Raw genomic sequence first — 11,436 nt, 5'->3', positions numbered from 1 at the left:
TTTTTTTTTTATAACACAAAAAACTCATTACCCGCGTTGTACCCCGCCCAATTTCCGCCCCCCCCCCCCCCCGTTTGGGGGCGGGTGATGGGCCGCCCCCCCGCCACAACAGGCGGGGGGGCCCCCGTCGACGATCTGCTGGATCAGTTGACGTCGAACCGGTCGAGGTCCATCACCTTGGTCCAGGCGGCGGCGAAGTCCTCGGCGAACTTCTGCTTCGCGTCTTCGCTGGCGTACACCTCGGAGAGTGCGCGCAGTTGCGAATTCGATCCGAAGACGAGGTCCACTGCAGTTGCCGTGTACTTCGGGTCGCCCGTCGCACGATCAGCCCCGTCGTAGACGTTCTCGTTCGTCTTCGACGGCTTCCACTCGGTACCCATGTCGAGAAGGTTGACGAAGAAATCGTTGGTCAAGGTCTCGGGACGGTCGGTGAACACCCCGTGGCCGGTCTTGCCGAAGTTCGCGTTCAGCGCGCGAAGTCCGCCGACCAGCACTGTCACCTCGGGTGGGGTCAGAGACAGCATGTACGCGCGGTCCACCAGCAGAATCTCTGCCGGAATCTTCTCCCCACCCTTGAGGTAGTTCCGGAATCCGTCGGCCCGAGGTTCGAGTACCTCGAACGAGTCGACGTCTGTCTGCTCCTGCGTTGCGTCAGTACGTCCCGGAGTGAACGAGACCGTGATGTCCTGTCCCGCGTTCTTCGCGGCCTGTTCGACGGCCGCTGTACCACCCAGAACGATCAGGTCGGCGAGTGAAACCTTGGCTCCACCAGCCTGGTTGAAGTCCTGCTGAACCCGCTCGAGAGTCTCAAGCACCGCGGCGAGGGCTGCGGGCTCGTTGACTTCCCAGTTCTTCTGCGGCTCCAGTCGAATTCGCGCACCGTTGGCGCCGCCGCGCATGTCGGTGCTGCGGAAGCTCGCAGCCGACGCCCACGCGGTCGACACCAACTGCGAAATGGACAGCCCGGAGTCGAGAAGTCGACTCTTGAGGATCGCGATGTCTGCGTCCCCGATCAGTTGATCATCGGCCGAGGGAACGGGGTCCTGCCACAGCTGCGGCTCGGGAACCCAAGGTCCCAGGTAGCGCGTGACCGGTCCCATGTCACGGTGAAGGAGCTTGTACCAAGCCTTGGCGAACTCTTCGGCAAATTCTTCCGGATGATCGAGCCAACGCCGGGTGATCTTCTCGTACGTCGGATCCAGGCGTAGGGAGAGGTCGGTCGTCAGCATCGTCGGTGTGCGTCCGGCCGACGAATCGAACGGGTCCGGGATCGTGCCCGCCCCCGCGCCGTCCTTCGGAATCCACTGCCACGCACCCGCCGGGCTCTTGGTCAGCTCCCAGTCGTAGCCGTACAGAATCTCCAAGAAGGTGTTGTCCCACTTCGTCGGAGTGGGAGTCCACACGACCTCGAGACCACTGGTGATCGCGTCCTTACCCACACCCGTGCCGAAGGCACTCTTCCAGCCCAGTCCCTGCTGCTCGATGGGTGCGCCTTCGGGTTCCGGTCCGACGAGGTCGGCCGGTCCGGCTCCGTGTGTCTTGCCGAAGGTGTGGCCGCCGGCGATCAGCGCAGCTGTCTCCACGTCGTTCATCGCCATGCGCGCGAATGTTTCTCGGATGTCGCGGGCGGCCGCTACCGGATCCGGTTGCCCGTTGGGCCCTTCGGGATTGACGTAGATCAAGCCCATCTGCACGGCGCCGAGCGGTCCGGACAGCTCACGGTCTCCGCTGTAACGCTCGTCGCCGAGCCAGGTGTCCTCAGGACCCCAGTAGATCTCCTCGGGCTCCCAGATGTCTTCTCGGCCGAATCCGAAGCCGAAGGTCTTGAACCCCATCGACTCCAGGGCGCAGTTGCCCGCGAACACCAGCAGGTCGGCCCAGGAAACCTGCTTTCCGTACTTCTGCTTCACGGGCCAGAGCAGGCGCCGTGCCTTGTCGAGGCTGGCGTTGTCCGGCCAACTGTTGAGCGGGGCGAAACGCTGAGCGCCTTGACCGCCGCCCCCGCGGCCGTCTGCAATGCGATAGGTGCCGGCAGCATGCCAACTCATACGCACGAAGAGTCCGCCGTAGTGGCCGTAGTCGGCCGGCCACCAATCCTGCGACGCCGTCATCAACGCGATGACGTCGCGCTTGAGTGCCTCGACGTCGAGTTTGGCGAATTCCTGGGCGTAGTCGAAGTCTGCACCCATGGGATTCGACTTCGACGAATGTGAATGCAGGACAGAGAGATCCGGCTGATTCGGCCACCAGTCGCTGTTCGTTCTCGGACGGTTCCCGGTGGGTGTCGGCGACGGGATTGCGGGGTTTTCACTTTCGCTGGTGCTCTCGGTGTTTCCATCGTGAGCAACCGGGCAACTATCGGACACGGTAATCCCTCCATGAGCGAGTAGAACGGACTTCGATCACGTTTGTGATCGCAAACTCTGAGTTGTCGAACAGTCGGCACACAGGCCCCAGTAGATGACCTCGGCTTCATCGAGGACGAAGCCGTTGTGCGTCGACGGCGTCAAACACGGCGCTTCACCTACGGCGCAGTCGACGTCCTCGACAACGCCACACGACCTGCAGACCACGTGATGGTGGTTGTCACCGACGCGAGACTCGTACAGCGCCACGGATCCGGACGGTTGTATTCGCCGTATCAATCCGGCGTCGGTGAGAGCGTGCAACACGTCGTAGACCGCCTGCCGAGATACCCCTGGCAGAACCGCCCGCACAGCATCGAAAATCGTCTCGGTGGCTGCATGTGGGCGTGCATGCACAACCTCGAGCACCGTGACTCTGGGGCGAGTCACGCGAAGCTCAGCGTTACGCAGTTGGGCTGCATAATCCGGCGTCGAAGGCACCCTTCCACTATTGCGCAATCTTCTGGACTGAACCCAGACTTTCGCGAAAATCCTCGCCTACACGGATTTACCGACCGATTCGTCTGTGCTCCGAACAGGACGAACGGGCCTGGGAATCATGGGAGATGAATTTAGGGTAGGTCTTGTTGGGCCAGTCGCAGTTCAGCGGCCGCGATGACGCCGGGGAAGTAGTAGTGCCCCTCCGGCGACTGAACAAGTGATGCAGCGTCGATACCGTGGACTTCCCATACGTCAACCGGGCCGCCGGTGTTGTTCATTCTGACAAACCAGTCCCGTTCACCCTCGTCGCCGGCGAGGAAGCATCCCTCCTGCTCTGCTCGTAGACTTCCTGCTATTCCGCGAGCCGCGCCCATTCGGCGCCAGTCCAATCCGTACCGCTGGATCGACGCACGATTCAAGACGGAGGTGACGTGGTAGCGGGTCGACATCGTCCAAAGGTAACAATCTTCTGTTTGTTCCATCTACCGTGAAAGGGAGAATCCGCCGAGGTCAGGAGTGATCGTGCCCAAATTGGAGATCAAGAGGAAGTCAGAACTCTCGCGCCAGGAAGTCGCCGACCGACTCATCGCCCTCGGCCAAGCGCTTGCCAGTGGATCGGAAGTGGAACTGGGATCTGGCGGGGACTCGATCGAAATCAGTGTTCCGGAGCAGGTTCGGTGGGAACTCGAGATCGAAGTCGACGGCAATGAAGTCGAGATAGAAATCGAGATCAACTGGCGCGACGACCCTCAGGAAGAATCGGAAGTGAAGTCTCCGCCTCCCGCCAAGGCCGTCCGCCGCAGCCGACCACGCAAGAGCACTGCCAAATAGGCCGACTCGAATTCGGTTGACAGGCACTTAAGGAGACGCCGACACCTCGAGAGATACTACGCGCAGCAGTGCCCGGAGATCCCTTTCGATTCGTCGAAACAGTTGGTAGACAACGATGAATCCGGCGATACCGCCCAAACACAGAGCGCGGACGGTTGCGTTGAGTTCCTCACCGGCACCAGAACCGACAAAACTGAGCCCCGCGATTCCCACCAGGGGAACCGAGGCTGCGACCGCGAGGTACCTCGTGCTGCTCCGACCCAGTGAACGAATATCGCGGCCGTCGTCGCTTCGTAACTCTCCGTGTGACAACAAGATCGGATACAGACATCGAACCGAGTAGTAGGTCAGGATGAAGAACGGATAGGCGACTGCGACGGCTCCGCACACGGCCAGCGACGACATCAGGTGCACGTAGGCTCGCTGCGGAATACCGCCGGCCGCAATCTGCAACGCAACTGGATATGCGATACCGGCCACCACCCACAGACCGAAAGCGATCACCACCGCTCGGTGTCCGACGTTCAGCGTCGCGGTACGCGCCTTGTTCAAGACCTCCGCGCTGTACGTCTGACCGTTACGCAGTCCGTGAGGCACGGTGAGCGCAAGCCGACACCAATACAGGATCGCCGCGGCGCCGAGAGAGAACGCAGCCACCCCGATGACCAGATGAACCTGCTCGAGATGCTGCTGAGCCTGCGGCGAGAGCCCCGAGATGATCAGCATCTTGTTGTAGTAGTAGTTGTAACCCGCCGCAAGGAGATTCGGAATTCCGATCGCGGCCAGCAGAATCGGCAGCGCCCACTTCCACAACGTCGAACGCGGGCTCCCTTCCGGTGGGTCCACCAGATTGCGGGCAGACCGGTCCAGACACAGAGCGAACTGACGGGCCAGCTTTCGGCCACCAGACCACCTACCGTCTCTCTCCGGCGAGAGAGACTTCACCAGAACCCGACGCAGCGCCGGCGGACAGTCGTCCGGCAACCGGGCCTCGGCCGCTGGGTCCACTCCGCGCCGGCGGGCCTCGAGCGCCTGCTTGGGCGACGGCGGGTTCTCCCCCGTTCCGTCGTCAGTGAAAGGCCTACTCCCGGTGAGGAGCTCCCACAGCATCACGCCGAGTGCATAGATGTCGCTGCGAGTGTCGAGTGTGCCGGGCGCACCCACCGCACAGGCCTCCAACTGCTCTGGAGACATGTAGGCAAGCGAACCCCCGACAAAACAAGCCGCGTCCTCGGTCGAGACCTCCTCGCTCGAGCTGACGTTGAAGTCGGCGAGTTTCGGGATGCCTTCGACACTGAGAAGTACGTTCGCCGGCTTGATGTCCCGATGTAGTACGCCGTGTTCACGCGCGTACTCGAGGGCGTCGGCCAGTCTCATTCCGATCCAGGCCACGGTCTCCGGCCACGACATCGCCGCGATCTCGCTCCGCAGGCTCGTCTCGCTCGGCTTCATCTCTCCCTTCTTCGCCAGTGTCTGATCGATGGCGTCGAGAAGGAGCTGTCCGGACCGCTGCGCCTGCGGTGTCACACGGACAAGTTTGACCACGTCGAGCAGCGTCCCGCCTGGCACGTATTCCATGAACAGAACTCGCAGTGCGCGTTCCTCGAGCAGCCGTTGATCAAATACCCGAACGATGTTGGGATGGTCGAGTTGGGCGAGAGTCTGCGGCTCGACTCCGACGTTGCGGGAAATCTTCAGCGCAACCCACCGCTGCATCGAGAGCTGCCGAGCGAGGAACACTCGGGCAAACGCGCCGTGCCCAAGTTCCAACACCAGTTCGAAATCGTCGAGGTGCTGCCCGATTTCGAACTCGTCGAAACCCGAGAGACCCAACATCATGACGTCTTCGCGACCGGCCATCGAATCACGGTCAAACATCTGCTCGAAACTCTCTGCCTGCAAAGGGAACTCGGTGACATAATCGGCCGCCACGACGTCCTCGCCGCCCAGCTTCCGTAGCCGGAACTCCTCGTACAGGAGCTCGGCCGGTAGTGGTTCTTCGAGCAATTCCGGATACTCGACGCAATATTCCGTGAGCCGCTTCGGGCGATCGCTTTTCAGCCAGCGGTACTCCATGTCGATTCCGACCAGTTCGATCAGTGCGGCCCGGCGAATCTTGGCTGGATCGGGCAGATAGTCGCTCAACTCGGACGGGGTTCCCGCCTCCCAGTCTCCGACCAGGCGCCCGAGCCCGTCGGCACCGTTGCGCCCGTCATGCCCCACCGGCAGTGCGGACGGGCGCAACTCGGTGACGGTGCCCCGTTCGGTCAGGGGCCCGCTCGCGACTGTCGCGTCACTGGCCTGCGCACCACGTTCATTCATGACACTTCTGCTCCGCACCTCGAGCACGATGAATCGAGGTGACTCACTTCAGCGTAACCCCGGTGGTACCCCAGACCCCAGCGAATCTATTCGGGGTGAACGGCCACGTTCGCGCCGATGTGGACGAGGTCTTCGCGATCTTTGATCTTGACGCGATCACGCCCGTGCCGCGCACCGAGGTCGCGTTCGGCGGCATCGATGCGAAGCCATCCGTCCCAATCGACGGGCAGTAATTTTCCGGCCGCGAGTAGTGCAGCGATCCGGCTGCGGTCCGATCGACATTCGACATTCGAATCCAGCTGCCGCAGCATGGTTTCGACGGTTTGGCGAGCATCCGGCCGTGCCGCACCGATCAGCCCGACGGCACCTCGCTTCATCCATCCGGTCACGAACAGGCCCGTGATGGGAAGACCGTTCTCGTCGACCACCGCGCCGCTCCGGTGCGGAACCGTGCCGCGTCCGTGATCAAAGGGCACCCCAGCAAGTGGAGTGCCGCGAAATCCGATTGCCCGGTACACCGCTTGAACCGGATAGTCGGTACAGGCCCCCGAAGCGGTGACGTGACCGTAGCCGTCGGGATCAGTCCGCTCGACGCGGAGTGCTTCGACTTTCCCGTTACCGAGAATCTCCGCCGGCTGTCGGTAAAAGTGCAGGTGAACTCGGCGCTGGGCGATTCGGTCGGCAGAAGCAGCGCCTGCGAAAGTACGGAGCGTCTCGACAGCCAGTCGGGTATGCACCAACTGTTTGGACATCCGCTCGATATGCCGATCCGGTGCGACATCGGCAGCGTCGACGACAACATCGACTCCGGGCAGAACGCCGAGAGCGCGCAACTCGTTCGGGGAGAATCGAGCGTCGGCGGGTCCGCGCCGGACGAAGATGTGCACCTCCCGAACGAGACTTTCGGCGATACCTTTCCGAACGTCGGAAGAAACGTCCGTGGCCTCTAGCGATTGCTCGTCGGCGAGAATCATGCGCGCGACATCGAGTGCGACGTTGCCACCCCCGATCACGGCGACCGATTCGGCGTTCAGCGGCCACTGCGGCGAACTGTCCGGGTGATCGTTGTACCAACCGACAAAATCGGCGCCACCGAAAGAGCCTGGAAGGTCGACGCCGGGAATGTCGAGCGGCACATCCCTTGGCGCGCCGGTCGCAATGATCACGGCGTCGTAGGAAGAACGTAGAACCTCGACGGAAAGGTCCTTTCCGATCTCTACGTTGCAGAACAGCCGGAAGTCACTGGCGCCCAGCGCGGTGTGCAGAGAACGGACGAACTTCTCGGACTCGGCGTGCCCTGGCGCGAGACCGTAACGCACCAGTCCGTACGGCGTGGGTAGACGCTCGAACACGTCTGCCTTGGTGCCGGGCGCCAGTTCAGCGAGAGCGCTCGCAGCGTGGATTCCCGCCGGCCCCGCTCCGACGATCGCAACACTGCGCGGAGGTGAGAAAACCCGGGGCGACGCAAGCGGGGATACCGCTCTCACACTGATCATGCACCGAGGCTAGGAGCTCAACTGCGCTAGAGATCAAGTCCCCCGCTTTTCAGTCAGTAGCCCTGCTCTGCAGGCTTGTGCTCGGTTGTGTAGCGGTAGAACTCCGCGAGTTCGAGTTCACCGGCAGCTGCCTCGTCGACGATGACGGTCACGTGTGGATGCAGCTGAAGCACTGATGCCGGGCAGAACGCCGAGACCGGACCTTCGACCGCCGCCCGGACGGCGGGCGCTTTGCGTGCGCCGTCCGCGATCAGGACGAGATGCCTTGCTTCACTGATGGTTCCGAGTCCTTGTGTGATCACATGACGCGGCACGTCGGCCGGGTCTGCGAAGAACCGTGCGTTGTCGGCGCGGGTCCTCTCGGTCAAGGTCTTCACTCGGGTGCGCGACGCGAGCGAGGAGGAGGGCTCGTTGAAACCGATGTGTCCGTTGAGGCCGATGCCGAGGATCTGCACGTCGATGGGACCGTTTTCGGCAATGGCAGCGTCGTAGCGCCGGGCAGCTTCACTGGGATCCGCGGCTCCGCCGTCGGGGCTGAACACTCGCGCATTGTCGATGTCGAGGTGATCCACGAGTTCCGTGCGGATAGTGTGCGCATAGGACTGTGGCTGATCGGACGTGAGACCTACGTACTCGTCGAGAAGATACGCGCTCACGTCCGCGAACGACACTCCCGATTCTCGATGCCGCCTGATCAGCTCTCGATACGTGTGCAGCGGTGACGATCCCGTCGCGAGGCCGAGCGTTCGCGCTCCGTTCTCGATTGCGCCGCACACGATATCGGCAGCAATTCGCCCGCCGTCTTCCGGACTGGGAACTATGACGATTTCCATTCAGGCTTCCTCACTGCTCTTGCCGGCTCCGACGATGGCATTGCGTACCGAACCCGAAGCGCGTTCCAACAGTTCGGTTGCTTCGGCGAAGTCGCATTCGGCCAACAACATGACGACCGCTGCCTTCACATGACCGTCGGCATTCTCGATGGTCTCCGAAGCGATCTCGGTATCGACTCCGGTGGCTGCCGCGACGATCCGGTTTGCGCGATCGACAAGTTTGGCATTGGTCGGCCGAAGATCGACCATCAGATTGTGGAATGCCTTCCCGGAGCGGACCATACTGGCCGTGGAGAGCATGTTGCACACCATCTTCTGCGCAGTCCCGGCCTTGAGCCTCGTCGATCCGGTGAGGATCTCGGGGCCGGTGTCCACTTCGATGGCCACGCCGGCGTGAGAACTCATTGCCGCACCCCGGTTGCACGAGACTGCCACTGTTGCGGCGCCGAGTTCGCGGGCATGATCGAGGCCACCGATGACATAGGGGGTACGACCACTGGCCGCCAAGCCCACGACGACGTCGTTGGCGTTCAACGAGATTGCGTCGAGGTCCACCCCAGCCGATCGCGGATCGTCTTCTGCTCCCTCGACTGCGTTCAGAAACGCTCCCGGGCCACCGGCGATGATGCCGATCACCTCGCCCGGATCTGTCCCGAACGTCGGAGGGCATTCCACTGCGTCGAGAACTCCCAGGCGCCCACTTGTCCCGGCTCCCAGGTAGATCAGTCGACCACCTTGCGCCCGGGAAGCGACGATCAAGTCGACTGCGGCTTCGATGGCGGGTAGTACCGCCGCGACCGCGTCGGCCACGATTGAGTCCTGCTGGTTCATCACCGTCAGCAAGTCCGACACCGACATGACGTCGAGATCGCGGGTGAGAGGGTTGGGCCTCTCGGTGGAGAGCATTTCCAATTGCATTGTGGCGAGTCCTCCTCGATCAGATTTCATTACGACGACTCCTCGTCAGTATTCACAGCGACGACTCCTCGTCAGTATTCACAGCGACGACTCCTCGTCAGTGCCGCTTCGAAGCAATAGCGTCATGGCTTCGTTGCAGAGCGGAAAGTGCGCTGGGCAGCGAGTGCGCCACCATCGCAAAAATTGTGTCGACTACCAACAGCTGACCGGTGCGGCTTGCCATCGCAGCCGATCGGAAACCGAATTCTCTACCGGCAGTGAGTAGAACGTGGTGTGACTGCACGGCGAGCGTCGATCGCGCCCCACCGGTGATCGCAGCCGTCGACGCCCCGGTTCGACGGGCAAGGGCAAGTGGCTCGACGACATCGGAAGTCTCACCTGAATGTGAGATCCCCACTGCGATGTCGTCCGGTCCGAGCAAGCTGGCACTGACCATCGCCGCGTCGCGGTCGAGATGAACCCGGCAATTGACGTCGATGCGAGAGAGCTTCAACGTGAGGTCTTGCGCGACGATGCCTGACGCGCCGATCCCGTACACCTCGACGCGGCGGGCGGATCGAATCCGGGACACAACTTCTTCGAGCGCAGCAGGATCGGTCAATTGCGCCGTGCCCTTGAGTTGTTCGGATTCGAACTCAGCGAGCTTGGCCATCACCTCGCCGGCCGAGTCGGCAGCAACGATGTCCACACCGAGCGGGATCGTGTCCCCGGCGCCGGACCCGCTGATGGCCGCCAGCGCGAGACGAAGCTGCGGATAGCCCTCGAAACCTAGCCTTTTGGCTGTGCGGACCACTGTTGCCGTGCTTGTCGACGCTCGCTCGGCGAGGTCGTTGACCGTCAGGGTGGAGGCCAGACTGGGGCCGGCTTCGATGATTTCGGCGATCCGCAGCTCGGCAGGCGAGAGGCTGCTCAGTGATGCGCGAATACGAGCAAGCAGGTCGACGGACGCCGGAGCACTCCGGTCCAAAGTCATAACGCCTCGATTCGCATCGTTTTCGGAGCTGACGGCACCGATGTGATTCTAGGCAGCCCACGGCTTCCTGGCGTCAGAGATCCGAGCACACTGGCGTGACGTGCACCGGTGCACGAAGCAATGCTTCCGGGCAATCCGTGTGCGGTGAGAAAGCCGAGAACCGCGAAAGCCAATGCTTCCTTGATGTCGGAGGTGACGCCGAGTTCGTCCGAAGAGACAAGCGCGATGTCGCCCAGTTCGTCACGGAGCATCGCCATCAACGTCGGGTTCTTGGTGCCACCGCCTGACACCACCACTTCGGTAGCCGCGAGTGCTTTGACGGAATCGGCGACGGTCCGGGCGGTCAGTGCAGTCAGTGTCGCGACGATGTCGGCCAGAGACAAGGATTCGTAGCCCCGCAGTGCGGCGAGTAGGTAGTCCCGATGGAACAATTCCTTGCCTGTGCTCTTGGGAGCGGGCTGCGCGTAATACGGTTCGCTCAGTAGTTGTGCGAGCAGATCGACGTTCGGTGTGCCGGCTGCGCCCAGAGCACCTCCGAGATCGAACCACTGCTCCCCCGCGGTGAATTCGCTTACCGCAGCGTCGATCAACGCATTTGCGGGGCCGGTGTCGAAGGCAATCGGTACTGCGGCACCATCTGCCGTCGATGTCGGAGCGCCTCCCGGAGCAGTGACGTTGGCGATGCCACCGAGATTGAGCGCGACGGAACCCGAAGTTCTTCCGTTGAGCCACAATACGTCGAACGCACTGACCAGTGGTGCACCCTGACCACCCGTCGCCACGTCGCGAGAGCGCAGGTCCGACACGACCGTGCATCCGGTCTTCTCGGCTATCCAGGCCGGCTGCCCGAGCTGAAGAGTGCCCTTTACTTGCGCTCCTTCGACCCAGTGGAACATCGTCTGACCATGTGAGGAGATCAATTCCGCACTGCCACCGCACAGTTCCTCGTTCGCCCGCGCAGCGACGGCCGCAAATGCCTGTCCGATCTCGGTGTCGAGTTGGCAGATCTGACCGACAGTGGTGGACGCCGGCGGTACCGCAGCCGCCACCGCAGCCCGCAACTCACCGGAATACGGTTCGCTGACCATGCCCAGTGGGGTGAGCACAAGAGTGTCCCCGTCGATCCGGATGTCTGCTGCGGCAGCATCGATAGCGTCGTACGAAGTACCGGACATCAGGCCGATGACTCTCATGAAATATCCCTTACTCGGATCGTT

At 62.3% G+C, this 11,436-nt stretch carries 10 protein-coding genes; 1 reads left to right on the top strand and 9 read right to left on the bottom strand.

The window, feature by feature from the left end:
* Positions 1-143 precede the first annotated feature (143 nt).
* The 3 genes from katG to ACFQ6H_RS13945 form a co-directional block, all read right to left on the bottom strand.
* Entirely contained in the window at positions 144-2,366 is a 2,223-nt protein-coding gene (gene katG, locus ACFQ6H_RS13955) for a catalase/peroxidase HPI (RefSeq protein ID WP_378646678.1), read from the bottom strand.
* A 36-nt stretch (positions 2,367-2,402) separates the two neighbouring features.
* Entirely contained in the window at positions 2,403-2,846 is a 444-nt protein-coding gene (locus ACFQ6H_RS13950; RefSeq protein WP_378646676.1) for a Fur family transcriptional regulator, read from the bottom strand.
* A 131-nt stretch (positions 2,847-2,977) separates the two neighbouring features.
* A complete protein-coding gene (locus ACFQ6H_RS13945) occupies positions 2,978-3,295 on the bottom strand; it encodes a hypothetical protein (RefSeq protein WP_378646674.1) in 318 nt (105 codons plus the stop codon).
* Positions 3,296-3,368: 73 nt separating this feature from the next.
* Here ACFQ6H_RS13945 and ACFQ6H_RS13940 point away from each other — a divergent pair, with 73 nt between their 5' ends.
* Complete coding sequence (locus ACFQ6H_RS13940; RefSeq protein WP_378646672.1) at positions 3,369-3,677, top strand: amphi-Trp domain-containing protein; 309 nt, start codon at positions 3,369-3,371, stop codon at positions 3,675-3,677.
* A 27-nt stretch (positions 3,678-3,704) separates the two neighbouring features.
* Here the strand turns inward: ACFQ6H_RS13940 and ACFQ6H_RS13935 are convergent, their stop codons facing one another.
* From ACFQ6H_RS13935 to ACFQ6H_RS13910, 6 genes are all read right to left on the bottom strand, one after another.
* Entirely contained in the window at positions 3,705-5,999 is a 2,295-nt protein-coding gene (locus ACFQ6H_RS13935; protein WP_378646670.1) for a serine/threonine-protein kinase, read from the bottom strand.
* An 86-nt stretch (positions 6,000-6,085) separates the two neighbouring features.
* The gene (locus ACFQ6H_RS13930) at positions 6,086-7,495 is read right to left on the bottom strand and encodes an FAD-dependent oxidoreductase (protein ID WP_378646668.1); all 1,410 of its coding nucleotides are present in this window, start codon (positions 7,493-7,495) and stop codon (positions 6,086-6,088) included.
* 53 nt (positions 7,496-7,548) lie between these two features.
* A complete protein-coding gene (gene nagB, locus ACFQ6H_RS13925; protein ID WP_378646666.1) occupies positions 7,549-8,328 on the bottom strand; it encodes a glucosamine-6-phosphate deaminase in 780 nt (259 codons plus the stop codon).
* Positions 8,329-9,246, bottom strand: coding sequence for an N-acetylmuramic acid 6-phosphate etherase (gene murQ, locus ACFQ6H_RS13920; protein WP_378646684.1), 918 nt, complete (start codon positions 9,244-9,246; stop codon positions 8,329-8,331). It lies immediately after the preceding gene.
* Between the two features lie 97 nt (positions 9,247-9,343).
* A complete protein-coding gene (locus tag ACFQ6H_RS13915; protein WP_378646664.1) occupies positions 9,344-10,219 on the bottom strand; it encodes a MurR/RpiR family transcriptional regulator in 876 nt (291 codons plus the stop codon).
* Positions 10,216-11,412, bottom strand: a complete 1,197-nt coding sequence (locus ACFQ6H_RS13910; protein WP_003941439.1) for an anhydro-N-acetylmuramic acid kinase — start codon at positions 11,410-11,412, stop codon at positions 10,216-10,218. Before ACFQ6H_RS13910 ends, ACFQ6H_RS13915 begins: the two co-directional genes overlap by 4 nt.
* Positions 11,413-11,436 lie beyond the last annotated feature (24 nt).

Source organism: Rhodococcus sp. NPDC056506 (assembly GCF_042794945.1).
GTDB lineage: Bacteria > Actinomycetota > Actinomycetes > Mycobacteriales > Mycobacteriaceae > Rhodococcus_F.
Note: the sequence above shows the minus strand (reverse complement) of the source record. Positions and strands in the feature narration are given on the sequence as shown.

What these genes read in the sequence shown, in the direction of transcription:
- ACFQ6H_RS13945 (WP_378646674.1), bottom strand. Translation starts at nt 3,295, where the DNA reads ATGTCGACCCGCTACCACGTCACCTCCGTCTTGAATCGTGCGTCGATC.
- ACFQ6H_RS13935 (WP_378646670.1), bottom strand. Translation starts at nt 5,999, where the DNA reads ATGAATGAACGTGGTGCGCAGGCCAGTGACGCGACAGTCGCGAGCGGG.
- ACFQ6H_RS13915 (WP_378646664.1), bottom strand. Translation starts at nt 10,219, where the DNA reads ATGACTTTGGACCGGAGTGCTCCGGCGTCCGTCGACCTGCTTGCTCGT.
- murQ (WP_378646684.1), bottom strand. Translation starts at nt 9,246, where the DNA reads ATGCAATTGGAAATGCTCTCCACCGAGAGGCCCAACCCTCTCACCCGC.
- ACFQ6H_RS13910 (WP_003941439.1), bottom strand. Translation starts at nt 11,412, where the DNA reads ATGAGAGTCATCGGCCTGATGTCCGGTACTTCGTACGACGCTATCGAT.
- nagB (WP_378646666.1), bottom strand. Translation starts at nt 8,328, where the DNA reads ATGGAAATCGTCATAGTTCCCAGTCCGGAAGACGGCGGGCGAATTGCT.
- ACFQ6H_RS13930 (WP_378646668.1), bottom strand. Translation starts at nt 7,495, where the DNA reads ATGATCAGTGTGAGAGCGGTATCCCCGCTTGCGTCGCCCCGGGTTTTC.